Origin of the sequence: Escherichia sp. MOD1-EC5495, assembly GCF_002965965.1 — a bacterium.
Lineage (GTDB): Bacteria > Pseudomonadota > Gammaproteobacteria > Enterobacterales > Enterobacteriaceae > Escherichia > Escherichia ruysiae.
Genome location: NZ_PTRI01000021.1, coordinates 25,557 through 49,392, shown reverse-complemented (window position 1 = coordinate 49,392; position 23,836 = coordinate 25,557). Strand labels below are relative to the sequence as shown.

Sequence of the window (23,836 nt, the reverse complement as noted above, 5' to 3'; positions counted from 1 at the left end):
GCCAGGCCTGACATTTGCTGGTAATCCAGACATTTCCCGGATGTCGCGTTATGGAGCGCAGGCGGCAACGGGCTTCCGTTAACGATTAAGACTGTGACGAGGAAATGAGATGATGCCGATGATGAAATTCCCGCATGGCGAGGGAGGCTGCGTATGCGCTCCCCCTGCGACTGACCGGACTCCGCCCCCTTTGCTTCCCCTGCTAAACAGGTTTGATTTCAGGTCGACGCGACCGCAAACCCGATTACGCAGTGGAGGCAGCGATTATGGCTATTAATTCACCGCTGGACATTACTACACAACCGGGCAAAACCCGCCTGCGAAAATCACTGAAATTGTGGCAGGTGGTGATGATGGGTCTGGCCTATCTCACACCGATGACCGTGTTCGATACTTTTGGCATTGTGTCCGGCATTAGCGACGGTCACGTTCCGGCATCCTACCTGCTGGCGCTGGCAGGCGTGCTGTTTACCGCGATCAGCTACGGCAAGCTAGTTCGCCAGTTCCCGGAAGCTGGCTCGGCCTATACCTACGCACAAAAGTCGATTAACCCGCATGTCGGCTTTATGGTCGGTTGGTCATCGCTGCTGGATTATCTCTTTTTGCCGATGATCAACGTCTTGTTGGCGAAAATCTATCTCTCCGCCCTCTTCCCGGAAGTGCCGCCGTGGGTGTGGGTGGTAACCTTCGTCGCCATTTTAACCGCCGCGAATCTGAAGAGCGTCAACCTGGTCGCCAACTTCAATACCCTGTTTGTACTGGTACAAATCTCCATCATGGTGGTGTTTATCTTCCTGGTGGTTCAGGGGCTACATAAAGGTGAAGGCGTCGGCACCGTCTGGTCGCTACAACCGTTTATTAGCGAGAACGCGCATCTGATTCCGATTATTACCGGGGCGACGATAGTCTGCTTCTCGTTCCTCGGTTTTGATGCGGTGACCACGCTTTCGGAAGAGACGCCGGACGCCGCACGCGTGATCCCGAAAGCCATCTTCCTGACGGCGGTTTACGGTGGCGTTATCTTTATCGCCGCATCGTTCTTTATGCAACTGTTCTTCCCGGATATCAGCCGCTTTAAAGACCCGGATGCCGCACTGCCGGAAATTGCACTGTACGTCGGCGGCAAGCTGTTCCAGTCGATTTTCCTTTGCACCACGTTTGTGAACACGTTAGCGTCTGGCCTGGCTTCACATGCCAGCGTCTCGCGTCTGCTGTATGTGATGGGCCGCGACAATGTGTTCCCGGAACGCGTGTTTGGCTATGTTCACCCGAAATGGCGCACCCCGGCGCTGAACGTCATTATGGTAGGAATTGTGGCATTGTCGGCGCTGTTCTTTGATTTAGTCACCGCCACGGCGTTGATTAATTTCGGCGCACTGGTGGCGTTTACCTTCGTTAATTTGTCTGTGTTTAATCACTTCTGGCGACGCAAAGGGATGAATAAAAGCTGGAAGGAACACTTCCACTATTTATTAATGCCGCTGGTTGGCGCTCTGACGGTGGGCGTGTTGTGGGTTAACCTCGAGTCAACGTCACTGACGCTCGGTCTGGTATGGGCCTCATTAGGCGGCGCATATTTGTGGTATCTGATCCGCCGTTATCGCAAAGTGCCGCTGTACGAAGGCGACAGAACGCCGGTGAGCGAAACGTAATACGTAGGATGCGCGGCGCATTGTCCTGCCGGGGGCAATGCGCCGCGCCATTATCTATAAAAAGATGTATGACCCGGATCACGAGTGCTATCATCCGCCCTTATGCTTAACGCATTAACCCCAGGGCAAAAAATGAACCACGATATCCAACTGAAATATTTTGATATTGCCGATGAGTACGCGACCGAATGCGCAGAACCTGTCGCAGAAGCTGAACGCACGCCACTAGCTCACTACTTCCAGTTACTGCTCACCCGTTTGATGAATAATGAAGAGATCAGCGAAGCAGCCCAGCATGAAATGGCCGCTGAAGCGGGGATTAATCCCGCACGCATTGATGAGATCGCAGAGTTTTTGAATCAATGGGGTAATGAGTAATCCTTTAATTGCAGATGCCCGGCCAGTATCGCAGACCGGATAAGGCGTTCATGCCGCATCCGGCTAAAAATGACATGAACCCAGCTTTAATGGGTTTCTCACGATCGCGCCACGCTGTTCCTCGCTAAGTAGTTCTGTGAGTTATAGTTATAGAGAAATCACGGGTACGAATGTTGAACAGATGGCGACGCCACATGTGCAACAACCAACCATACTGCCCTCATTGCGACCCCTGAACACAAACGGTAATGGCAAATGTCATTAAATATTAGTAAGATAGCCTCTTTACATAAAATCCCTTAATATTATGCGCCAGGTATTATCGTCTCTTTTGGTGATTGCTGGACTTGTGAGTGGTCAGGCAATCGCCGCGCCTGAACCCACCCCGCACGCTGATATCCGCGACAGCGGTTTTGTCTATTGCGTCAGCGGGCAGGTCAACACCTTTAACCCATCCAAAGCGAGCAGTGGGTTAATTGTCGATACCCTTGCCGCCCAGTTTTATGATCGACTACTGGATGTCGATCCCTATACTTATCGTCTGATGCCGGAGCTTGCCGAAAGCTGGGAAGTGCTCGACAACGGCGCAACCTATCGCTTCCACCTGCGTCACGATGTTCCGTTTCAAAAAACCGACTGGTTTACGCCTACTCGCAAAATGAATGCTGATGATGTGGTGTTTACCTTCCAGCGAATTTTTGACCGTAACAACCCGTGGCATAACGTCAACGGTAGCAACTTCCCCTATTTCGACAGCCTGCAATTTGCTGATAACGTGAAAAGCGTCCGTAAACTGGATAATCACACCGTTGAGTTCCGTCTCGCCCAGCCGGATGCTTCCTTTTTATGGCACCTGGCGACCCATTATGCGTCGGTAATGTCTGCCGAATATGCGCAGAAATTAGAGAAAGAAGATCGTCAGGAACAACTCGACCGCCAACCCGTAGGCACCGGACCGTATAAACTGTCGGAAAATCGCACGGGACAATATATTCGCTTACAACGTCATGATGAGTTCTGGCGAGGCAAACCGTTGATGCCACAGGTGGTGGTGGATTTAGGTTCTGGTGGCACCGGACGTCTGTCGAAACTCTTGACCGGTGAATGTGACGTTCTGGCCTGGCCTGCTGCCAGCCAACTGTCTATTTTGCGCGACGACCCGCGTTTGCGTTTAACGCTGCGTCCGGGGATGAACGTCGCCTATCTGGCGTTTAACACTGCCAAACCACCGCTGAATAATCCGGCAGTACGTCATGCGCTGGCACTGGCGATTAATAACCAGCGCCTGATGCAATCTATCTATTACGGTACGGCTGAAACGGCGGCCTCTATTTTACCGCGCGCCTCGTGGGCTTATGACAACGAGTCTAAAATTACCGAATACAATCCGGCGAAATCACGCGAACAGTTGAAGGCGTTGGGGCTGGAAAATTTAACGCTGAAACTGTGGGTGCCAACACGCTCGCAAGCGTGGAACCCCAGTCCGCTGAAAACTGCCGAACTGATTCAGGCGGATATGGCGCAGGTCGGCGTGAAAGTGGTGATTGTGCCGGTAGAAGGTCGTTTTCAGGAGGCGCGGTTGATGGATATGAGCCATGATCTGACGTTATCCGGCTGGGCGACGGACAGTAACGACCCGGACAGTTTCTTCCGCCCGTTACTGAGCTGCGCGGCAATTCATTCGCAGACCAACCTTGCCCACTGGTGCGATCCGAAATTCGACAGCGTGTTGCGTAAGGCGCTCTCCTCGCAGCAACTGGCGGCGCGTATTGAAGCCTATGACGAAGCGCAAAGTATTCTGGCGCAGGAGTTACCCATTCTACCGCTGGCCTCATCACTACGCTTGCAGGCCTATCGGTACGATATCAAAGGGCTGGTTCTTAGCCCATTTGGTAACGCCTCCTTCGCTGGTGTGTACCGCGAAAAGCAAAATGAGGTGAAAAAACCATGATTATCTTCACCTTACGCCGCGTTTTATTATTGATCGTGACCTTGTTCCTGCTGACGTTCGTTGGCTTCAGTTTGAGCTATTTCACGCCACATGCACCGTTACAAGGCGCCTCACTGGGGAATGCCTGGGTATTCTGGTTTAACGGCCTGATTCACTGGGATTTTGGTGTTTCCAGCATTAACGGTCAGCCGATAGCCGAACAGTTAAAAGAGGTCTTTCCGGCGACGATTGAGCTATGCATTCTCGCTTTCGGTTTTGCGTTGATTGTCGGCATCCCGGTGGGCATGATTGCCGGGATTACGCGCCATAAGTGGCAAGATAACTTGATCAATGCCATCGCGTTGCTGGGCTTTTCAATCCCGGTTTTCTGGCTGGCGCTTCTGCTGACGCTGTTTTGTTCGCTGACGCTGGGCTGGCTGCCCGTTTCAGGGCGTTTCGATTTGCTCTATGAAGTGAAACCTGTTACCGGCTTTGCGTTGATTGATGCCTGGCTTTCGGACTCTCCGTGGCGGGATGAAATGATCATGAGCGCAATACGCCATATGGTATTGCCGGTCATCACTCTGTCGGTTGCGCCAACAACTGAAGTGATCCGATTGATGCGTATCAGCACCATCGAAGTCTATGACCAGAATTATGTGAAAGCAGCGGCGACTCGTGGTTTGTCACGCTTTACTATTTTGCGTCGCCATGTGCTGCATAACGCGTTACCCCCTGTCATCCCTCGTCTGGGTTTGCAGTTTTCCACCATGCTGACGCTGGCGATGATCACCGAAATGGTCTTTAGCTGGCCTGGTTTGGGGCGCTGGTTAATTAACGCCATTCGCCAACAAGATTACGCAGCGATTTCCGCCGGTGTGATGGTGTGTGGTTCGCTGGTCATTATTGTTAATGTGATTTCTGATATTTTGGGTGCTATGGCTAACCCTCTGAAACATAAGGAATGGTATGCCTTACGATAGCGTATACAGCGAGAAGCGCCCGCCGGGCACGCTACGTACCGCCTGGCGCAAATTCTATGGTGACGCCGCTGCAATGGTCGGCCTGTACGGCTGCGCGGGGCTGGCTGTACTGTGTATTTTTGGTGGCTGGTTTGCGCCTTACGGCATTGACCAGCAGTTTCTCGGTTATCAATTGTTGCCACCGTCATGGTCTCGCTATGGCGAAGTCTCTTTCTTCCTGGGGACTGACGACCTCGGACGCGACGTTTTAAGCCGTTTATTGAGCGGCGCGGCGCCTACCGTTGGCGGCGCATTTGTGGTGACACTTGCTGCTACCGTCTGTGGCCTGGTGCTCGGCACCTTCGCCGGCGCGACGCATGGCCTACGGTCAGCGGTGCTTAATCATATTCTGGATACCTTACTGGCGATCCCGTCCCTGCTGCTGGCAATTATCGTTGTGGCGTTTGCCGGGCCGAGTTTGTCGCACGCGATGTTTGCCGTCTGGCTGGCACTACTGCCGCGTATGGTGCGTTCGGTCTACAGCATGGTGCATGATGAGCTGGAAAAAGAGTACGTTATCGCTGCTCGCCTGGATGGTGCAACGACGCTGAATATTCTCTGGTTTGCCGTGCTGCCAAACATCACCGCAGGGCTGGTCACGGAGATCACCCGCGCACTGTCGATGGCAATTCTTGATATCGCCGCACTGGGCTTTCTTGATCTCGGCGCTCAACTCCCCTCACCTGAATGGGGAGCGATGCTCGGCGATGCGCTGGAACTGATTTATGTCGCCCCGTGGACCGTCATGCTGCCTGGTGCTGCAATTATGATCAGCGTGTTGTTGGTTAACCTCCTTGGTGATGGTGTGCGTCGTGCAATTATTGCGGGGGTGGAATAATGCCGTTACTGGATATTCGTAACCTGACCATTGAATTTAAAACTGGTGATGAGTGGGTTAAAGCCGTTGACCGCGTGAGTATGACCTTAACCGAGGGCGAAATCCGTGGCCTTGTTGGTGAATCCGGCTCCGGCAAAAGTTTGATTGCGAAAGCGATTTGTGGCGTCAATAAAGATAACTGGCGTGTTACCGCTGACCGTATGCGTTTTGATGACATCGATCTGCTGCGCCTCTCCGCGCGCGAACGGCGCAAGCTGGTTGGGCACAACGTGTCGATGATTTTTCAGGAACCGCAATCGTGTCTAGACCCTTCTGAACGTGTGGGGCGTCAGTTAATGCAAAACATCCCGGCCTGGACCTATAAAGGCCGTTGGTGGCAGCGATTTGGCTGGCGCAAACGCCGTGCCATTGAGCTGCTGCACCGCGTGGGGATTAAAGATCACAAAGATGCGATGCGCAGTTTTCCGTATGAGTTGACCGAAGGTGAATGCCAGAAAGTGATGATTGCCATCGCGCTGGCGAATCAACCACGTCTGCTGATAGCTGACGAACCAACAAACTCGATGGAGCCAACCACCCAGGCGCAAATATTTCGCCTGCTGACGCGTTTGAATCAAAACAGCAATACCACTATTTTGCTTATTAGTCATGACTTACAAATGCTTAGTCAATGGGCGGACAAAATCAACGTGCTTTACTGCGGACAAACCGTGGAAACAGCGCCGAGTAAGGAGCTGGTGACGATGCCGCATCATCCTTATACCCAGGCGCTGATCCGCGCGATACCAGATTTCGGCAGCGCAATGCCGCATAAAAGTCGCCTCAATACGCTGCCTGGTGCAATCCCGCTTCTGGAACAATTGCCCATAGGTTGTCGTCTGGGGCCACGTTGCCCGTATGCACAACGAGAATGTATAGTGACGCCGCGCCTGACGGGCGCGAAAAATCATCTCTATGCCTGTCATTTCCCGCTGAACATGGAGAAAGAGTGAGATGATAGAAACTCTGCTCGAAGTGCGTAATTTAAGCAAAACGTTCCGCTACCGAACTGGCTGGTTTCGTCGTCAGACCGTAGAAGCCGTAAAACCCTTGAGCTTTACGCTACGTGAACGCCAGACGCTGGCGATTATTGGTGAAAACGGTTCCGGTAAATCGACGCTGGCGAAAATGCTGGCAGGAATGATTGAGCCAACCAGCGGTGAGTTATTGATTGACGATCATCCGCTGCATTTTGGCGATTACTCCTTCCGCAGCCAGCGGATTCGCATGATTTTTCAGGATCCATCGACCTCGTTGAATCCGCGTCAGCGTATCTCGCAGATCCTTGATTTTCCTCTGCGTTTGAACACCGATCTGGAGCCTGAACAGCGCCGCAAACAGATTATTGAAACAATGCGTATGGTCGGGCTGCTACCGGATCACGTCAGTTACTATCCGCATATGCTGGCACCAGGGCAAAAACAACGTCTGGGTCTGGCGCGCGCGCTGATATTGCGCCCAAAAGTCATTATCGCGGATGAAGCTCTCGCCTCGCTGGATATGTCGATGCGTTCGCAGTTGATTAATCTGATGCTGGAGCTACAAGAGAAACAGGGCATTTCTTATATTTATGTTACCCAGCATATCGGGATGATGAAGCATATCAGCGACCAGGTTCTGGTCATGCATCAGGGTGAAGTGGTCGAGCGCGGTAGTACGGCTGACGTGCTGGCATCGCCGCTACATGAACTCACCAAACGGCTCATTTCCGGGCACTTTGGCGAAGCGTTGACGGCGGATGCGTGGCGCAAAGATCGTTGATTTTCTGAACCCGCCTTCCAGATAATTCACCTCATTCTGACAAGGGATTAAATCTTGTCAGAATGAGTGGATGGATAAAATAGAATCAAATGCGCGTTATTTAAGACGCAATCTCACCCCGCAGGAACGAAAGCTCTGGCGATATCTTCGCAGCCGACGTTTTGGTGATTTCAAATTTCGCCGTCAACATCCGGTGGGGAGCTACATTCTCGATTTTGCCTGCTGCTCGGCACGTGTAGTTGTTGAACTGGATGGTGGGCAACATGATTCGACCGTTGCCTATGATATCAGGCGCACACGCTGGCTTGAGTCGCAGGGCTGGACCGTGCTGCGTTTCTGGAATAATGAGAGCGATTGTAATGAGGAGGCGGTGCTGGAGATTATTCTGCAGGAACTGAGTCGCCTGTCACCCTCACCCCAGCCCTCTCCCTGAAAGGGCGAGGGAGCCGACCGAGCCGGGTGGCTGTTGTGGTGAAAATATGGAGGCGAATGATGAAGAATATTCGGCAAGGACTGAACCGCCGGTTACCCTCACCCCAGCCCTCTCCCTGAAAGGGCGAGAGAGTCGACTGAGCCGGGTAGCTGCTGTGGTGAAAACATGGAGGCGGATGGTGCAGAATATTCGGCAAAGACTGAATCGCCGGTCACCCTAGCCCTCTCCCTGAAAGGGGCTGTATGTGCCTGTTTGTTGCTGGGGTGACAATATTTGCACAATACGGTCCCCTCGCCACTCTGGGGAGAGGGTTAGGGTGAGGGGAAAAGCCCCCCCTGCCCGCGCCCTGCTCCGGTCGGACCTGGCAACTATAGCCACCCACAGCCAGGTTGATTATAATAACCGTTTATCTGTTCGTACTGTTTATTTAAACGACGAATCGCCTGATTTTCAGGCACAACAAGCATCAACAATAAGGATTAAAGCTATGGGTTTTCTTTCCGGTAAGCGCATTCTGGTAACCGGTGTTGCCAGCAAACTGTCCATCGCCTACGGTATCGCTCAGGCGATGCACCGCGAAGGAGCTGAACTGGCATTCACCTACCAGAACGACAAACTGAAAGGCCGCGTAGAAGAATTTGCCGCTCAATTAGGTTCTGACATCGTTCTGCAGTGCGATGTTGCCGAAGATGCCAGCATCGACACCATGTTCGCTGAACTCGGTAAAGTCTGGCCGAAATTTGACGGCTTCGTACACTCTATTGGTTTTGCACCTGGCGATCAGCTGGATGGTGACTATGTTAACGCCGTTACCCGTGAAGGCTTCAAAATTGCCCACGACATCAGCTCTTACAGCTTCGTTGCAATGGCAAAAGCTTGCCGTTCCATGCTGAATCCGGGTTCTGCCCTGCTGACCCTCTCCTACCTGGGTGCCGAACGCGCTATCCCGAACTACAACGTTATGGGTCTGGCAAAAGCGTCTCTGGAAGCGAACGTACGCTATATGGCTAACGCGATGGGTCCGGAAGGTGTGCGTGTTAACGCCATCTCTGCTGGTCCGATCCGTACTCTGGCGGCTTCCGGCATCAAAGACTTCCGTAAAATGCTGGCTCACTGCGAAGCGGTTACACCGATTCGTCGTACCGTTACCATCGAAGATGTGGGTAACTCTGCAGCGTTCCTGTGCTCCGATCTCTCCGCAGGTATCTCCGGTGAAGTCGTTCACGTTGACGGCGGTTTCAGCATCGCTGCCATGAACGAACTGGAACTGAAATAATCGTTCTATTGATAAAGATGGGCGGCGTTCTGCCGCCCGATTTCTCTGTTATACCTTTCTGATATTTGTTATCGCCGATCCGTCTTTCTCCCCTCCCAGCCTTGCGTCAGGATAACGATTTCCTTTACGACCAAGGAGTCCCCATGGAACAACGCCACATTACCGGCAAAAGCCACTGGTATCATGAAACGCAATCCAGTACTTCGGAGTATGACGTTTTGCCACTGGTTCCGGGAGCCGCAAAGGTAACCGATCCTTTTCTGCTCGACGTGATCCTTGATGAAGAAACACTTGATCCCTTTCATTCGTGGCTGATCCCGGCGCGTGCTCTTGCTGTAGAGTTCTTCCCCGACCAGCTTGCGGTGACCCGTTTACAGACATTCACCGCCTATGAACGCCTGACGACCGCACTGACCGTTGCTCAGGTCTGCGGCGTCCAGCGGCTATGCAACTACTATTCCGCGCGTCTGACACCGCTTCCCGGACCTGACTCCTCCAGGGAAAGCAATCATCGGCTGGCGCAAATCACGCAATATGCCCGTCAACTGGCCGGTTCTCCATCAATCATCGACGGTCAGTCCCGCCAGCATCTTAACGATGTCGGGCTTACCGCCTGGGATTGTGTGATTATCAACCAAATCATCGGCTTTGTTGGTTTCCAGGCGCGAGCGATCGCCACATTTCAGGCTTATCTTGAGCAACCGATACGCTGGCTACCCGGTCTGGAAGTGCAAAGCTACGCAGACGGTTCACTTTTTGCTGAAGCATCAACTGGTTGGCGTGCCTGCTACGAAGTGGAGAAATCTCCGCAAGAGCAAGAGATGAATGCTCACCGACAGTTACCATCCGAACTCCGCCAACTGGTCGCAATCCTGAATCTGCACCCGGCCTCACTTTCACTCTTTGTGACATTGCTATCCAGCTCGTTGGTAACAACAAAATCCAGCCATCAACTTGCTGCCTTACTCAGTGCGCGAATTAATGGTAGCGTTGCCTGTTTCACCTCTTTAATTCATTCAAATTTTGAATATAAAGAAGCAATATGCATTTTGCGTCAGGGCGAAAACGAAATAAACCAATGGGCTGACCGTCATTCTGTTGAGCGCGCTACCGTTCAGGCGATACAATGGCTAACACGAGCACCCGATCGCTTTAGCGCCGCCCAGTTCAGCCCATTACTCGAACATGAAATATCATCAGCTCAGGTTATCAATCTGCTGGTATGGAGCGGGTTTTGTGGTTGGATAAATCGCTTAAAAATCGCGTTGGGTGAAACACATTAACCTTGCTGCGTCAGGCAGAATCGCGTAAAACTGTCAGCCGCTCTAATGGCCACCAAAATAGACAATTATGTTTCAGGACAACCCGCTGCTAGCGCAGCTTAAACAGCAACTGCACTCCCAGACGCCCCGCGCTGAAGGGGTGGTAAAAGCCACTGAAAAAGGCTTTGGCTTCCTGGAAGTCGACGCACAGAAAAGTTATTTCATTCCGCCGCCGCAGATGAAAAAAGTCATGCATGGCGACCGAATTATCGCGGTGATCCACAGTGAAAAAGAACGTGAATCCGCAGAGCCAGAAGAACTGGTTGAACCGTTTCTGACTCGTTTCGTGGGTAAAGTTCAGGGTAAAAATGATCGTCTGACCATCGTTCCTGATCATCCACTCTTAAAAGACGCCATTCCTTGTCGCGCGGCTCGTGGCCTGACCCATGAGTTTAAAGAAGGCGACTGGGCGGTTGCCGAAATGCGCCGCCATCCGTTGAAAGGCGATCGCTCCTTCTATGCGGAACTGACACAATACATCACTTTTGGTGACGACCACTTCGTACCGTGGTGGGTAACCCTGGCACGCCATAATCTGGAAAAAGAAGCGCCAGACGGTGTTGCTACCGAAATGCTCGATGAAGGTCTGCAACGTGAAGATTTGACTGCTCTGGACTTTGTCACCATTGACAGCGCCAGCACGGAGGATATGGATGATGCCCTTTTCGCTAAGGCGTTGCCGGATGACAAACTACAGTTGATTGTCGCGATTGCCGACCCAACCGCGTGGATCGCAGAAGGCAGCAAGCTGGACAAAGCCGCGAAAATTCGTGCGTTCACCAACTATCTGCCAGGCTTCAATATCCCAATGCTGCCACGGGAACTTTCCGACGACCTCTGCTCCCTGCGTGCCAATGAAGTGCGTCCGGTGCTGGCATGTCGGATGACGCTATCCGCTGACGGCACCATTGAAGACGACATCGAATTTTTTGCTGCTACCATCGAATCCAAAGCCAAGCTGGTTTATGACCAGGTTTCAGATTGGCTGGAAAACACCGGTGACTGGCAGCCAGAAAGTGATGCGATTGCGGAACAAATCCGCCTGTTAGCGCAAATTTGCCAGCGTCGCGGCGAATGGCGTAATAACCATGCGTTGGTGTTTAAAGATCGCCCGGATTACCGTTTTATTCTCGGTGAAAAAGGTGAAGTGTTGGATATCGTCGCTGAACCGCGTCGTATTGCTAACCGTATCGTCGAAGAAGCGATGATCGCCGCTAACATTTGTGCGGCTCGCGTGCTGCGCGATAAGCTCGGTTTCGGTATCTATAACGTACATATGGGCTTTGATCCGGCAAATGCCGACGCGCTGGCAGCATTACTGAAAACGCACGGCCTACATGTTGACGCCGAAGAAGTGCTCACACTGGACGGCTTCTGCAAACTGCGCCGTGAGCTGGATGCGCAACCGACAGGTTTTCTCGACAGCCGCATTCGCCGTTTTCAGTCTTTTGCAGAAATCAGCACCGAACCTGGCCCTCACTTTGGCCTCGGTCTGGAAGCATATGCCACCTGGACTTCACCGATTCGTAAGTATGGCGACATGATCAACCATCGTCTGCTGAAAGCGATCATCAAAGGCGAAACAGCGACGCGCCCACAGGATGAAATCACCGTCCAAATGGCAGAACGTCGCCGTCTTAACCGGATGGCAGAACGTGATGTCGGCGACTGGTTATACGCACGTTTCCTGAAAGACAAAGCCGGAACCGACACCCGTTTTGCGGCAGAAATCGTCGATATCAGCCGTGGCGGTATGCGTGTGCGGCTGGTCGATAACGGCGCTATTGCCTTTATCCCTGCACCATTCTTACACGCTGTGCGCGATGAACTGGTTTGCAGTCAGGAAAACGGCACCGTACAAATTAAAGGTGAAACAGTTTACAAAGTAACCGACGTTATCGACGTCACCATCGCCGAAGTACGCATGGAAACCCGCAGTATTATTGCGCGCCCGGTCGCGTAATCCCCCTTCACGGCCCGTTCATTACGGATGGGCCGTTTGCTTTCCCCCCTCCCTTCGCATTCGTTTTATCTCAGCAGATTTTTTTTAATGACTTCCGTTTGAAAACTGGCGTTTTCCCAAAACTGGATTACAAATAAATATATAAAAAAAACAATACGTTTAGCCGACATTAATTTCATGTAAGTCATGTTGGACCTTCCATTTAATGGCATGGTTCGCCGTTAACCGTAGGGTATGCATCATGAAAACCGTTAGGGAGTCCACAACGTTGTACAACTTTCTCGGATCGCACAACCCATACTGGCGGTTGTCGGAAAACAGTGATGTTTTGCGCTTTTCCACCACTGAAACAACAGAACCTGAACGTACTCTGCAGTTATCCGCCGAACAGGCTGCTCGCATCCGGGAAATGACGGTCATCACCTCCAGCCTGATGATGAGTCTGACAGTCGATGAGAGCGACCTTTCTGTCCATCTGGTGGGACGAAAAATCAATAAGCGCGAATGGGGTGGCAACGCGTCGGCATGGCATGATACACCCGCAGTTGCTCGTGATTTATCACATGGACTTTCCTTTGCCGAACAGGTCGTTTCTGAAGCGCATTCCGCAATTGTGATTCTGGACAGCCGGGGAAATATCCAGCGTTTTAATCGGTTATGTGAAGAATATACAGGGCTGAAAGAACACGATGTCATTGGGCAAAGCGTGTTTAAATTGTTTATGAGTCGCCGTGAAGCTGCGATCTCACGGCGTAATAACAGCAGTTTTTTTCGTAGTGGCAACGCCTATGAAGTTGAACGTTGGGTACAGACGCGCAAAGGTCAGCGACTGTTTCTATTTCGCAACAAATTTGTCCACAGCGGTAGCGGCAAAAATGAGATCTATTTAATCTGTTCCGGCACCGATATCACCGAAGAACGTCACGCCCAGGAACGATTGCGAATCCTGGCTAACACTGACAGCATCACCGGGCTACCGAATCGTAACGCAATGCAGGAATTAATCGACTACGCCATTAATCAGACCGACGAGAGTAAGGTCGGAGTGGTTTATCTCGATTTAGACAATTTTAAAAAAGTGAACGATGCCTACGGGCATTTGTTTGGCGACCAGCTGTTACGCGAGGTTTCACTGGCCATTTTAAGCTGTCTTGAACAGGATCAGGTGTTGGCACGTCTTGGCGGCGATGAATTTCTGGTACTCGCACCAGACACCTCACAAAGTGCCCTGGAAGCAATGGCATCGCGGATTTTGACCCGCCTGCGCCAACCCTTTCGCATCGGTTTAATCGAAGTTTATACTGGCTGTTCGATTGGTATTTCACTTTCACCGCAACACGGTCCAGACAGCGCGGCGATTATTCGCCATGCCGATACGGCAATGTACAGTGCCAAAGAAGGCGGACGAGGACAATTTTGCGTCTTTTCGCCGGAAATGAATCAACGGGTATTTGAGTATCTGTGGCTGGATACCAACCTGCGTAAAGCACTGGAAAACGATCAGTTAGTCATTCACTATCAGCCGAAAATCACCTGGCGCGGTGAAGTACGCAGTCTGGAAGCTCTGGTACGCTGGCAGTCCCCCGAACGTGGCTTAATTCCCCCTCTGGACTTTATTTCCTATGCCGAAGAGTCTGGTCTGATTGTGCCACTGGGCCGTTGGGTTATTCTCGACGTCGTGCGCCAGGTTGCAAAATGGAGAGATAAAGGTATTAATCTTCGGGTGGCGGTGAATGTCTCAGCACGCCAACTTGCCGATCAAACCATTTTCACTGACCTGAAACAGGTGCTCCAGGAACTTAAATTTGAGTATTGCCCTATTGATGTCGAACTGACAGAAAGCTGTCTGATTGAAAACGATCAGCTGGCGCTTTCCGTTATTCAGCAATTCAGTCAATTAGGCGCACAGGTTCATCTGGATGATTTCGGCACGGGTTACTCTTCTCTTTCCCAACTGGCACGATTCCCCATCGATGCTATAAAACTCGACCAGGTTTTTGTTCGTGATATTCACAAACAGCCAGTCTCGCAGTCGCTGGTACGTGCGATCGTCGCCGTGGCTCAGGCGCTCAATCTTCAGGTGATTGCCGAAGGTGTAGAGAGTACAAAAGAAGATGCCTTTTTGACCAAAAATGGCATCAATGAGAGACAAGGATTTTTGTTTGCCAAACCGATGCCTGCCGTAGCTTTCGAACGCTGGTATAAACGTTATCTGAAGCGCGCATAAAGAGACGAATATATAAATGTAACGGTATATAATTCCATTACATATCGTATTAATGAATGATAATTAGCCTTTGCCGTTAAGCACTTCTCTTTTAGCGGCAATTTTTGCATTATTCATTTTCACTTTTTGCCTTGAGGATACCCTGATGTCTGAATTTGATGCCCAACGCGTTGCCGAACGTATTGATATTGTGTTAGATATCCTTGTGGCGGGCGATTACCACTCTGCGATCCATAATCTCGAGATACTTAAAGCAGAACTGTTGCGCCAGGTTGCTGCATCTACGCCAGACATCCCGAAGGCACCGTGGGAGATTTAACAATCGTGCTTTCAGTTTTCCCTATTTAAGGATGCCCGGCACGTCAGCATTTTTTATTTAGTATTATAACGTTATAAGAATTACAGCGATGAATTCCCGACAACAAACTATTCTACAGATGGTCATTGAGCAGGGTCAGGTTAGCGTAACCGATCTGGCGAAAGCCACTGGAGTTTCCGAAGTTACCATTCGCCAGGATCTCAACACCCTCGAAAAACTTAGCTATCTACGCCGTGCACATGGCTTTGCAGTTTCGCTTGATAGTGATGACGTCGAAACCCGTATGATGAGTAATTATACGCTGAAGCGTGAACTCGCCGAGTTTGCCGCCTCACTGGTTCAACCGGGTGAAACCATCTTTATCGAGAATGGTAGCAGTAACGCCCTTCTGGCTCGCACATTAGGTGAGCAGAAGAAAAATGTCACCATCATTACGGTCAGCAGCTATATAGCGCATTTACTGAAAGACGCGCCTTGTGAGGTCATTTTACTTGGCGGCGTGTACCAGAAAAAAAGCGAAAGTATGGTTGGGCCACTGACACGTCAGTGCATCCAACAGGTGCATTTCAGTAAGGCATTTATTGGTATCGATGGCTGGCAACCTGAAACTGGATTTACAGGTCGCGACATGATGCGTACCGATGTGGTCAATGCCGTGCTGGAAAAAGAATGCGAAACCATAGTCCTGACTGACAGTTCTAAGTTTGGTGCCGTACACTCTTACTCCATCGGTCCTGTGGAGAGAATCAAACGTGTTATAACCGATTCGAAGATTCGCGCCAGCGATATGATGCTTTTGGAACACAGTAAATTAATCGTTCACGTCGTTGACATATAATCACTTTCCCTCCCTACGGATGGTTTGCCCTGACGCAAATCATCCGCTCTAAGATGATTCCTGGTTGATAATTAAGACTATTTACCTGTTATTAACATCCTAAAGTTATAAACTTATTATCAGCGATATAACAGGAAGTCACTATCACCTGCGTGATATAACCCTGCGCGCGAGAAGATTTCACGGAATTATTTTACCAGGCGTATTCTAAACTATTATAGTTATAGAGAGCTTACTTCCGTGAATCATAAATTCAGGAGAGAGTATTATGTTTGTAACGAGCAAAAAAATGACCGCAGCTGTTCTGGCAATTACACTGGCAATGTCTCTAAGCGCCTGTTCTAATTGGTCAAAACGAGACCGTAACACCGCAATCGGTGCGGGTGCAGGGGCTTTAGGTGGTGCAGTACTGACTGATGGCAGCACGCTGGGTACATTAGGTGGTGCAGCAGTTGGTGGTATTATCGGTCACCAGGTCGGTAAATAATCGTAAATAAATGTCGATAAGCGACTCGCAATTATAATACGCTTGACTCTGTTCATTACGAAATAACTGAATAGTACACACAGTAAAATAAACGAAAGCCACGGAATATTTCCGTGGCTTTTTTGTTAACCGCCAGCGAGTTTTACTTTCATTCCTTTCGCTTCAAGGAGTGATTTTAATAAATCACGCTTATCTCCCTGGATTTCGATAATTCCGTCTTTTACTGCTCCACCGCAGCCGCATTTTTTCTTCAGCTCCGCCGCCAGTTTTGTCAGTTCTGCATCATCGAGATCGACTCCAGTGATCAGGCAAACGCCCTTTCCTTTACGTCCACTGGTTTGACGTTGAATGCGCACCACGCCGTCGCCTTTAGGGCGTACAGGGGCCGCTTTTGGCTCATCAATACGTCCGGTTTCCGTTGAGTAAACCAGACGGCTATTGGAATCACTCATCATGCACTCCGTTGTAATGAGGCGTTGATCGCTTTCAGCGTTTGCGCTGGATCTGCCGATTGCGTTACCGGGCGACCAATCACCATATAATCAACTCCAGCCACCAACGCCTGTTCTGGCGTCATAATGCGGCGCTGGTCACCAGCGTCACTCCCCTGCGGACGAATGCCCGGCGTAACCAGTTTGAACTCCTGGCCGAATACCTGTTTAAAACGCACAGCTTCCTGAGCAGAACACACCACACCATCAAGCCCACATTTTTGCGTCAATGCCGCCAGACGTTCTGCATAATCCGCTGGTGACAGTGTCACGCCAAGATCGGTCAGGTCACTGGCTTCCATGCTGGTCAATACAGTCACGGCAATTAATAACGGTGCATCTTTACCAAACGGAACCAGAGCCTCACGCGCTGCGGTCATCATACGTGCCCCACCGGAGGCATGAACGTTAACCATCCACACGCCTAAGTCAGCCGCTGCAGCCACAGCGTGCGCTGCGGTGTTGGGAATGTCGTGAAATTTCAGATCGAGGAAAATATCAAAACCACGATGTTGCAGTTCATGCACAAACTGCGGCCCAAACAGCGTAAACATCTCTTTGCCGACTTTCAGACGACAATCACGTGGGTCGATCTTGTCGACAAATGCCAGCGCGGCGTCACGATTATGGTAATCAAGGGCAACAACGACAGGAGAATCCGTAACAGCGCGGGAAGAAGATGAAGCAGTTAACGTCATGACCAGACCTTCTTGATGATGGGCACCGGAAGTGGCGCGAAACAGGTAAACGGCGTGCATTCTACCCGTGGAAATAAAAAATTAACAGTTGCGATTTTTCCCCTGCCAGGCTTTTTTACACTGGAGTTGCCGAAGCAAAATGTGGGAACAACCATTAGGATGTTGTAACTAAAGCTGGATTTTTTTAAAAATTACAGGCCATCAAGGCCGCGAATAGGTTTAATGGTTGACCACGCCCGACATGACGGGCAATGCCAGTAGAGCGTATATGCAGTAAAACCACACTTCTGGCAACGATAACGCGGCTTACTACGCACCTTCTCACCTACCATGTCACGCAGCACCATCAGGCTCTCTTTAGCGCGCCCTTCTTCTGCTTCATTCAGGTGGTAATCCATTAACTTGTGGAACACGCGCATGGTCGGGTGACGTTGTAGCTGGCGCGTAATATAGACCTGTGCGGCATCACTGCCGTCGCGCGCTTCGATAATGTCTGCAAGCATCAATTCAGCATCGGCACCGGTATTCTCTTCCACCGCGCGCTGCAGGAACTCTGCCCATTCGGCAGTTTTACCCAGTTGCTGATAGCAGGTTTGCAGCATTTCCAGCGTTTCGCTGACCAGTTCTCTGTCCTGGGAAATGACGCGTTGCAGGCTTTCGACCGCTTTGGCGTATTCTCCTTTCGCCATAAACACACGTCCCATCATGATGGATACGCGGGCGCTGTTTTTGTCTGCCGCAGCCCCTTTTTTCAACAAAGTCATAGCGCGATCAAGATCATCGCTGGCCATGTGCTGGAGCGCCAGTTCACAGTAGAAATGGGCGATCTCAACGCGTTGCTTATCTTTGCCCAGCTTCACCAGGCGTTCTGCAACATCAATTGCTTTCTGCCATTCACTGGTGGACTGATAGATTTGTAACAGCTGTTGCAATGCGCCAACACGGAAGTCCGTTTCATCGGTCAGTTGATTAAACATATCTTCCGCACGATCGTATAAACCCGCCGCCATGTAATCACGCCCCAGTTGCTGAATTGCCAGCAAGCGTTGCTCATAGGTCAACGAGGCACTTTCCATTAAGGTTTGATGAATACGAATCGCGCGATCGACTTCGCCACGCGAACGGAACAGGTTTCCGAGCGTAAGGTGGGCTTCAACGGTGCCGGTGTCCTCTTTGAGCATATCGAGGAACAGATCAACCGCTTTATCCTGTTGATTACTAAGCAGGAAGTTAACCCCTGCTACGTAATCACGTGACAGGCGGTTGGCTTCATCTTGCTTGTTTTGTTGCGCACTTCTGCGGCCCATATACCAGCCATAGGCAGCGGCTACAGGCAAGAGCAGAAACAACAACTCCAGCATAGAAAGTTATTCCTTCGCCACTGACGAATCAGGCGCTACCGCCACGCCAGTCGCAGGTGAAAGCTGGTTTTCCAGTCGCTTTATTTTACGTTCAGCGCGTACCAGAGAAACACGAACTCGCAGCCAGAAAAGGCCACAAATCAACCAACCAATAGCAAAACCCGCAGCAAACAATACAGCGAGCAATGTGGAGATACGATACTCCCCTTGCGCTAACAGATAATTAAACGTTACCTGTTGATCATTTTGCGCACCCAATGTGACGGAAATCACAAAAATCGCTAACACCAGTAAGAAAATGAGTAAATATTTCACATTACTTCCCGTTATGTGGTTAGAGCGAATAAATTATGGTCAATTTACCGCAATAGCCCTTTAAATTACCATTTTCACGACGTCTGCGAAATGGTAGCCACAATCATTGTTGATGATTTGAGGGTTAAATTCGGAAATTCAACCAGTATTAACTTTCTTGTTCTCGTTGCGCTATCTCACGATTTTCTTCCGGTGGTGGTGTTAATGGCCCACAAATACGTTGCGCAAGCCAGGTTGCTACCGCGACCAGCGCCCACGAAATCAACGTAGCCACCACCAGATCGCGCGGCCAATGCATCCCAAGCAGCAGGCGGCTTCCCATGACTCCCATTGCCCAAACCAGCAAGAGTGCAATGGTTACGGTTCGCCGACGCGGCCATAACAACCCAACGGCCAGCAGAGCCCAACTGGCAGCAAACATTGTGTGACCAGAAGGAAAGGCAAAACCGGTCTCTTTCTGCCAATGAGAACGCAAATATTGCGGAATATTTTTCTCTTCAGCCAACTGTTCTTTCACTAAATTTCCGCGCTCTGCACGCTTTAAAGTGTAGAACTCATCAACCGGAATATGATGTGTTTTTTCCAGCCAGATAACAAACGGGCGCGGCTCCTGAACTTTGTCTTTAATCCAGGATTTTACCGCTTGCCCGACAAGGATCGCCGCTGCCAGTATGGAAAACAACATAATTGCAGCTTTGATACGAAAGCGCAGACACCAGAGAAACCAACCGAATAAAATCAGATGCGTAATGACGCCCCAGGGCTGAGTGACGGTTTCAGTGACCCAAAAGGCCGCTTTTAACAACCCATTTTGCTCTCCTGGTTGCCAACGCCAGCCAGAAATCCATACCGCTACAGGCATGATAAGTAATAGTGCAGCTCCAACTGCGGTACGTCTGGCAATCGAACGCATGGTCTCTCCTTTCTTATAAGTCTCACAATCATAACTGAAAATGCCCTGACCTGGAAAAATTGACAGATTTGTGCCATTCAGTGAACGATCGACGCGTCGTGATTAGGTGAACGCCTTCGCGTTATGGCAAAATAAGCCAATACAGAACCAGCATTATCTGGAGAATTTCATGCAGCTTAAACGTGTGGCAGAAGCCAAACTGCCAACCCCATGGGGCGATTTCCTGATGGTGGGATTTGAAGAACTGGCAACCGGACACGATCATGTCGCGCTAGTCTATGGCGATATTTCCGGGCATACCCCGGTACTTGCGCGCGTCCATTCCGAATGTCTGACCGGTGACGCCCTGTTCAGCTTGCGCTGCGATTGTGGCTTCCAGCTGGAAGCGGCGCTGACACAAATCGCCGAAGAAGGCCGTGGTATTTTGCTGTATCACCGCCAGGAAGGTCGTAACATTGGTCTGCTGAATAAAATTCGCGCTTACGCATTGCAGGATCAAGGCTACGACACCGTAGAGGCTAACCACCAGTTAGGCTTCGCTGCAGATGAGCGCGACTTCACTCTTTGCGCTGATATGTTCAAACTCCTTGGTGTCAATGAAGTCCGTTTGTTAACCAACAACCCGAAAAAAGTCGAAATTCTGACCGAAGCCGGGATTAATATTGTTGAACGCGTGCCGTTGATTGTTGGTCGTAACCCCAATAACGAACATTATCTCGATACCAAAGCCGAGAAAATGGGTCATCTGTTGAACAAATAACCCACTTGCGTTGTGAAGTTAATTTGCTTGCCGGTTATCTGACTTCCGGCAAGCAAATACTCGTTACTTCAACATATTACGGATGACATAATGCAAAATCCCGTCGTTCTGGTAATAGGTTAATTCCGTCGCAGTGTCGATACGACAACGGCACGGCACAACTTCCTGACTACCATCAGCTCGCGTTAGCGTCACTGGAACCGTTGCGCCGGGTTGTAGATTTTGCAGATCGCTAATATCAATCTTCTCTTCCCCGGTCAGCCCTAATGTTTTACGCGTCACGCCTTGCGGAAATTCCAGCGGCAGAATGCCCATGCCAATTAAATTCGAGCGGTGAATACGTTCAAACGATTCGGCAATAACCACCCGGATACCAAGCAGACGCGGACCTTTTGCCGCCCAGTCACGGCTGGAGCCAGAACCATATTCTTTACCGGCAATCACCGCCAGCGGCGTTTGCTCCTGCTTATAGCGCATCGCTGCATCGTAAATAGAGACAACATCGCTGGCAGGTAAATGCCGCGTCATCCCCCCTTCAACGCCAGGCACCATTTCGTTACGAATGCGAATGTTGGCAAACGTGCCGCGCATCATCACTTCATGGTTACCACGCCGCGAACCGTAGGAGTTAAAGTCTTTCCGCTCAACACCCCGACCTTGTAGATATCGCCCTGCCGGACTGTCGGGCTTAATACTGCCCGCCGGAGAGATATGGTCAGTGGTGACCGAATCCCCCAGCATTGCGAGTATCCGCGCGCCGTGAATATCCTCCACTGGCGCAGGCATTGCCTGCATCTCATCAAAAAACGGCGATAACCGAATATAGGTCGAATCATCCTGCCATCCGTAGGTATCGGATCGCACAACGTTAATTTCTTTCCACTCAGCTGTCCCTTCGAAAACTTCTGCGTACTCTTTACGGAACATTTCTGTAGAGACTTGTGCTACCGCACGGGCAATTTCTTGTGCTGATGGCCAGATATCTTTCAGATATACCGGATCGCCTTTACGATCATGACCGATAGGCTCTGAAGCCAGATTGATATTCATATTGCCCGCCAGCGCATAGGCAACCACCAATGGCGGCGAAGCCAGCCAGTTAGTTTTAACCAGCGGATGGATACGGCCTTCAAAGTTACGGTTGCCGGACAGCACCGCACCGACGGTTAAATCGCCTTTTTTGATTGCCGTTTCGATAGGATCGGGCAGCGGCCCAGAGTTACCAATACAGGTGGTACAACCGTATCCCACAAGGTTAAACCCCAGTTCGTCGAGATACGGTGTCAGTTTCGCTTTTGCCAGATAATCAGAAACGACTTTTGAACCCGGTGCCAGCGACGCTTTGACCCACGGTTGCCGCTTGAGGCCCAGAGTTACGGCTTTTTTCGCCAGCAAGCCTGCGGCCATCAGTACACTTGGATTAGAGGTGTTGGTGCACGACGTTATCGCGGCAATGACCACTGCACCATCAGGCAACTGATACTGATGTCCGTTCATAACATAATCGACCGGTTGGCGATCTTTATGCGTGGCATTCACTTCCAGTTCGTTACTGGCGGCAAAAGCTTTTGGTACATCGGGCAGTGCAACGCGATCCTGTGGGCGTTTTGGTCCCGCCAGACTCGCTTCAACGTCATTCATGTCCAGTTCTAACGTACTGGTAAAAATCGGTTCATCGCCCGGGTTACGCCACATGCCCTGCGCTTTAGCATATTTTTCGACCAGTTCGACCTGATCTTCACTGCGCCCGCTTAAACGCATGTAATCGAGGGTGACCGCATCGATTGGGAAGAAGCCGCAGGTCGCGCCATATTCTGGCGACATATTGGCAATGGTAGCGCGATCTGCCAGCGGCAGCGAATCCAGCCCATCGCCGTAAAATTCGACGAATTTCCCCACTACGCCATGTTTACGCAGCATCTGGGTAACGGTGAGAACCAGGTCTGTGGCGGTGATACCTTCACGTAATTTTCCGCTGAGTTTAAAGCCCACTACATCCGGGATAAGCATGGAAACCGGCTGACCTAACATTGCGGCTTCCGCTTCGATCCCGCCAACGCCCCACCCCAGTACGCCAAGACCGTTGATCATAGTAGTGTGCGAGTCAGTACCGACGAGCGTATCCGGATAAGCAATCCATTCACCGTCCTGCAGTTCACTCCACACTGCTTTGCCGAGATATTCGAGGTTAACCTGATGGCAAATGCCTGTGCCTGGTGGCACGACGCTAAAACGACTGAACGCCTGCTGCCCCCATTTCAGGAATACATAACGTTCGTGGTTTCGCTCCATTTCCAGACGCACGTTTTCCTCGAATGCTTCATCATCGCCAAAACGATCGACGGTCACCGAATGGTCAATTACCAGGTCGACCGGTGAGAGCGGATTCACTTTCGCGGTATCGCCACCGAGACGTTTTACCGCTTCTCGCATCGCCGCAAGATCCACGACAGCGGGCACGCCGGTGAAGTCCTGCATCAGCACTCTTGCCGGACGGTAGGCAATTTCACGGTCAGCATGGGCATTTTTCAACCAGCCAGCCAGCGCGTGGATATCCTCTTCGGTAACCGAGTTACCATCCTGCCAGCGGAGCAGGTTTTCGAGCAGAACTTTGAGTGACTTAGGCAGACGGGTGATATCGCCCAGTGATTTGGCAGCAAGCGGCAGGCTGTAGTAGTGGTAAGTTTTATCTTTGGCCTGCAAAGTGTCCTTACTGGCTTCTCGTAGGGTTGACGACATAGCTCCTCCTTAATAACAGGGTTGCGATGCCCTGATTCTCTTCAGGGTGAATATTAAAGATAACACAAACACCG

At 50.9% G+C, this 23,836-nt stretch carries 25 protein-coding genes; 17 read left to right on the top strand and 8 right to left on the bottom strand.

Translation table 11 applies throughout. From position 1 onward, the window contains the following. Window positions 1–112 precede the first annotated feature (112 nt). The 12 genes from BEG40_RS21795 to BEG40_RS16780 all read left to right on the top strand — a co-directional run bounded on the left by BEG40_RS21795 (window position 113) and on the right by BEG40_RS16780 (window position 12,614). Window positions 113–277 carry a YmjE family protein gene (locus BEG40_RS21795; RefSeq protein WP_123058196.1) on the top strand — a complete coding sequence of 55 codons (165 nt, stop codon included), beginning with the start codon at window positions 113–115 and terminating at the stop codon, window positions 275–277. Next, window positions 267–1,652: a putrescine/proton symporter PuuP gene (puuP, locus tag BEG40_RS16835; protein WP_105285794.1), complete on the top strand. Its 1,386-nt coding sequence runs from the start codon at window positions 267–269 to the stop codon at window positions 1,650–1,652. The genes BEG40_RS21795 and puuP overlap by 11 nt, the downstream gene beginning before the upstream one ends. A gap of 132 nt (window positions 1,653–1,784) precedes the next feature. Further along, entirely contained in the window at window positions 1,785–2,030 is a 246-nt protein-coding gene (locus BEG40_RS16830; RefSeq protein WP_001015114.1) for a YmjA family protein, read from the top strand. Between the two features lie 307 nt (window positions 2,031–2,337). Further along, window positions 2,338–3,981: an ABC transporter substrate-binding protein SapA gene (gene sapA, locus BEG40_RS16820; RefSeq protein ID WP_001250189.1), complete on the top strand. Its 1,644-nt coding sequence runs from the start codon at window positions 2,338–2,340 to the stop codon at window positions 3,979–3,981. Next, window positions 3,978–4,943, top strand: coding sequence for a putrescine export ABC transporter permease SapB (sapB, locus tag BEG40_RS16815; RefSeq protein WP_000583302.1), 966 nt, complete (start codon window positions 3,978–3,980; stop codon window positions 4,941–4,943). The genes sapA and sapB overlap by 4 nt, the downstream gene beginning before the upstream one ends. Continuing rightward, entirely contained in the window at window positions 4,930–5,820 is an 891-nt protein-coding gene (sapC, locus tag BEG40_RS16810) for a peptide ABC transporter permease SapC (protein WP_001146146.1), read from the top strand. Before sapB ends, sapC begins: the two co-directional genes overlap by 14 nt. After that, the gene (gene sapD, locus BEG40_RS16805) at window positions 5,820–6,812 is read left to right on the top strand and encodes a peptide ABC transporter ATP-binding protein SapD (RefSeq protein WP_001128858.1); all 993 of its coding nucleotides are present in this window, start codon (window positions 5,820–5,822) and stop codon (window positions 6,810–6,812) included. The genes sapC and sapD overlap by 1 nt, the downstream gene beginning before the upstream one ends. Window position 6,813: 1 nt before the next feature. Continuing rightward, the gene (gene sapF, locus BEG40_RS16800) at window positions 6,814–7,620 is read left to right on the top strand and encodes a peptide ABC transporter ATP-binding protein SapF (RefSeq protein WP_000573415.1); all 807 of its coding nucleotides are present in this window, start codon (window positions 6,814–6,816) and stop codon (window positions 7,618–7,620) included. Window positions 7,621–7,690: 70 nt separating this feature from the next. Further along, on the top strand, window positions 7,691–8,053 hold the full coding sequence (locus BEG40_RS16795; RefSeq protein WP_105285793.1) for a DUF559 domain-containing protein: 363 nt from the start codon (window positions 7,691–7,693) through the stop codon (window positions 8,051–8,053). A 487-nt stretch (window positions 8,054–8,540) separates the two neighbouring features. Continuing rightward, complete coding sequence (gene fabI / locus BEG40_RS16790) at window positions 8,541–9,329, top strand: enoyl-ACP reductase FabI (protein ID WP_000506490.1); 789 nt, start codon at window positions 8,541–8,543, stop codon at window positions 9,327–9,329. A gap of 143 nt (window positions 9,330–9,472) precedes the next feature. Next, entirely contained in the window at window positions 9,473–10,612 is a 1,140-nt protein-coding gene (locus BEG40_RS16785) for a CMD domain-containing protein (protein ID WP_105285792.1), read from the top strand. Between the two features lie 67 nt (window positions 10,613–10,679). Then, window positions 10,680–12,614 carry an exoribonuclease II gene (locus tag BEG40_RS16780; protein WP_000485032.1) on the top strand — a complete coding sequence of 645 codons (1,935 nt, stop codon included), beginning with the start codon at window positions 10,680–10,682 and terminating at the stop codon, window positions 12,612–12,614. A gap of 65 nt (window positions 12,615–12,679) precedes the next feature. Here BEG40_RS16780 and BEG40_RS16775 read toward each other — a convergent pair whose 3' ends face one another. Then, complete coding sequence (locus tag BEG40_RS16775) at window positions 12,680–12,802, bottom strand: hypothetical protein (protein WP_000221850.1); 123 nt, start codon at window positions 12,800–12,802, stop codon at window positions 12,680–12,682. A gap of 53 nt (window positions 12,803–12,855) precedes the next feature. Here BEG40_RS16775 and pdeR point away from each other — a divergent pair, with 53 nt between their 5' ends. After that, the gene (pdeR, locus tag BEG40_RS16770) at window positions 12,856–14,841 is read left to right on the top strand and encodes a cyclic di-GMP phosphodiesterase (protein ID WP_016158387.1); all 1,986 of its coding nucleotides are present in this window, start codon (window positions 12,856–12,858) and stop codon (window positions 14,839–14,841) included. Here pdeR and BEG40_RS22380 read toward each other — a convergent pair. Then, window positions 14,823–14,951 carry a hypothetical protein gene (locus BEG40_RS22380; protein ID WP_225762567.1) on the bottom strand — a complete coding sequence of 43 codons (129 nt, stop codon included), beginning with the start codon at window positions 14,949–14,951 and terminating at the stop codon, window positions 14,823–14,825. The two genes, pdeR and BEG40_RS22380, sit on opposite strands and share 19 nt — an antisense overlap. Window positions 14,952–14,986: 35 nt before the next feature. Here BEG40_RS22380 and BEG40_RS16765 point away from each other — a divergent pair, with 35 nt between their 5' ends. The 3 genes from BEG40_RS16765 to osmB all read left to right on the top strand — a co-directional run bounded on the left by BEG40_RS16765 (window position 14,987) and on the right by osmB (window position 16,485). Further along, window positions 14,987–15,160, top strand: coding sequence for a YciZ family protein (locus BEG40_RS16765; RefSeq protein WP_001288366.1), 174 nt, complete (start codon window positions 14,987–14,989; stop codon window positions 15,158–15,160). 88 nt (window positions 15,161–15,248) lie between these two features. Next, window positions 15,249–15,998, top strand: coding sequence for a DNA-binding transcriptional regulator YciT (gene yciT, locus BEG40_RS16760; protein ID WP_001088634.1), 750 nt, complete (start codon window positions 15,249–15,251; stop codon window positions 15,996–15,998). 268 nt (window positions 15,999–16,266) lie between these two features. After that, on the top strand, window positions 16,267–16,485 hold the full coding sequence (osmB, locus tag BEG40_RS16755) for an osmotically-inducible lipoprotein OsmB (protein WP_000498252.1): 219 nt from the start codon (window positions 16,267–16,269) through the stop codon (window positions 16,483–16,485). 125 nt (window positions 16,486–16,610) lie between these two features. On the opposite strand, the gene yciH is transcribed toward osmB, so the two are convergent. The 5 genes from yciH to pgpB form a co-directional block, all read right to left on the bottom strand. Further along, on the bottom strand, window positions 16,611–16,937 hold the full coding sequence (yciH, locus tag BEG40_RS16750) for a stress response translation initiation inhibitor YciH (protein ID WP_001353236.1): 327 nt from the start codon (window positions 16,935–16,937) through the stop codon (window positions 16,611–16,613). Continuing rightward, complete coding sequence (gene pyrF / locus BEG40_RS16745; protein WP_000176254.1) at window positions 16,937–17,674, bottom strand: orotidine-5'-phosphate decarboxylase; 738 nt, start codon at window positions 17,672–17,674, stop codon at window positions 16,937–16,939. Before pyrF ends, yciH begins: the two co-directional genes overlap by 1 nt. 191 nt (window positions 17,675–17,865) lie before the next feature. After that, window positions 17,866–19,035: a lipopolysaccharide assembly protein LapB gene (lapB, locus tag BEG40_RS16740; RefSeq protein ID WP_000891364.1), complete on the bottom strand. Its 1,170-nt coding sequence runs from the start codon at window positions 19,033–19,035 to the stop codon at window positions 17,866–17,868. Window positions 19,036–19,041: 6 nt separating this feature from the next. Then, entirely contained in the window at window positions 19,042–19,350 is a 309-nt protein-coding gene (gene lapA, locus BEG40_RS16735; RefSeq protein ID WP_000876294.1) for a lipopolysaccharide assembly protein LapA, read from the bottom strand. 148 nt (window positions 19,351–19,498) lie between these two features. Then, window positions 19,499–20,263, bottom strand: coding sequence for a phosphatidylglycerophosphatase B (pgpB, locus tag BEG40_RS16730; protein ID WP_105285791.1), 765 nt, complete (start codon window positions 20,261–20,263; stop codon window positions 19,499–19,501). Window positions 20,264–20,432: 169 nt separating this feature from the next. On the opposite strand from pgpB, the gene ribA reads away from it, so the two are divergent. Further along, on the top strand, window positions 20,433–21,023 hold the full coding sequence (ribA, locus tag BEG40_RS16725; RefSeq protein WP_001176295.1) for a GTP cyclohydrolase II: 591 nt from the start codon (window positions 20,433–20,435) through the stop codon (window positions 21,021–21,023). Between the two features lie 63 nt (window positions 21,024–21,086). Here the strand turns inward: ribA and acnA are convergent, their stop codons facing one another. Next, on the bottom strand, window positions 21,087–23,762 hold the full coding sequence (gene acnA / locus BEG40_RS16720) for an aconitate hydratase AcnA (RefSeq protein ID WP_021550865.1): 2,676 nt from the start codon (window positions 23,760–23,762) through the stop codon (window positions 21,087–21,089). Window positions 23,763–23,836: the final 74 nt, after the last annotated feature.

Excerpts from the sequence above, each read along its gene's own strand:
- BEG40_RS21795 (WP_123058196.1), top strand. The coding sequence starts at position 113 with ATGCCGATGATGAAATTCCCGCATGGCGAGGGAGGCTGCGTATGCGCT.
- puuP (WP_105285794.1), top strand. The coding sequence starts at position 267 with ATGGCTATTAATTCACCGCTGGACATTACTACACAACCGGGCAAAACC.
- BEG40_RS16830 (WP_001015114.1), top strand. The coding sequence starts at position 1,785 with ATGAACCACGATATCCAACTGAAATATTTTGATATTGCCGATGAGTAC.
- sapA (WP_001250189.1), top strand. The coding sequence starts at position 2,338 with ATGCGCCAGGTATTATCGTCTCTTTTGGTGATTGCTGGACTTGTGAGT.
- sapB (WP_000583302.1), top strand. The coding sequence starts at position 3,978 with ATGATTATCTTCACCTTACGCCGCGTTTTATTATTGATCGTGACCTTG.
- sapC (WP_001146146.1), top strand. The coding sequence starts at position 4,930 with ATGCCTTACGATAGCGTATACAGCGAGAAGCGCCCGCCGGGCACGCTA.
- sapD (WP_001128858.1), top strand. The coding sequence starts at position 5,820 with ATGCCGTTACTGGATATTCGTAACCTGACCATTGAATTTAAAACTGGT.
- sapF (WP_000573415.1), top strand. The coding sequence starts at position 6,814 with ATGATAGAAACTCTGCTCGAAGTGCGTAATTTAAGCAAAACGTTCCGC.
- BEG40_RS16795 (WP_105285793.1), top strand. The coding sequence starts at position 7,691 with ATGGATAAAATAGAATCAAATGCGCGTTATTTAAGACGCAATCTCACC.
- fabI (WP_000506490.1), top strand. The coding sequence starts at position 8,541 with ATGGGTTTTCTTTCCGGTAAGCGCATTCTGGTAACCGGTGTTGCCAGC.
- BEG40_RS16785 (WP_105285792.1), top strand. The coding sequence starts at position 9,473 with ATGGAACAACGCCACATTACCGGCAAAAGCCACTGGTATCATGAAACG.
- BEG40_RS16780 (WP_000485032.1), top strand. The coding sequence starts at position 10,680 with ATGTTTCAGGACAACCCGCTGCTAGCGCAGCTTAAACAGCAACTGCAC.
- BEG40_RS16775 (WP_000221850.1), bottom strand. The coding sequence starts at position 12,802 with ATGACTTACATGAAATTAATGTCGGCTAAACGTATTGTTTTTTTTATA.
- pdeR (WP_016158387.1), top strand. The coding sequence starts at position 12,856 with ATGAAAACCGTTAGGGAGTCCACAACGTTGTACAACTTTCTCGGATCG.
- BEG40_RS22380 (WP_225762567.1), bottom strand. The coding sequence starts at position 14,951 with ATGCAAAAATTGCCGCTAAAAGAGAAGTGCTTAACGGCAAAGGCTAAT.
- BEG40_RS16765 (WP_001288366.1), top strand. The coding sequence starts at position 14,987 with ATGTCTGAATTTGATGCCCAACGCGTTGCCGAACGTATTGATATTGTG.
- yciT (WP_001088634.1), top strand. The coding sequence starts at position 15,249 with ATGAATTCCCGACAACAAACTATTCTACAGATGGTCATTGAGCAGGGT.
- osmB (WP_000498252.1), top strand. The coding sequence starts at position 16,267 with ATGTTTGTAACGAGCAAAAAAATGACCGCAGCTGTTCTGGCAATTACA.
- yciH (WP_001353236.1), bottom strand. The coding sequence starts at position 16,937 with ATGAGTGATTCCAATAGCCGTCTGGTTTACTCAACGGAAACCGGACGT.
- pyrF (WP_000176254.1), bottom strand. The coding sequence starts at position 17,674 with ATGACGTTAACTGCTTCATCTTCTTCCCGCGCTGTTACGGATTCTCCT.
- lapB (WP_000891364.1), bottom strand. The coding sequence starts at position 19,035 with ATGCTGGAGTTGTTGTTTCTGCTCTTGCCTGTAGCCGCTGCCTATGGC.
- pgpB (WP_105285791.1), bottom strand. The coding sequence starts at position 20,263 with ATGCGTTCGATTGCCAGACGTACCGCAGTTGGAGCTGCACTATTACTT.
- ribA (WP_001176295.1), top strand. The coding sequence starts at position 20,433 with ATGCAGCTTAAACGTGTGGCAGAAGCCAAACTGCCAACCCCATGGGGC.
- acnA (WP_021550865.1), bottom strand. The coding sequence starts at position 23,762 with ATGTCGTCAACCCTACGAGAAGCCAGTAAGGACACTTTGCAGGCCAAA.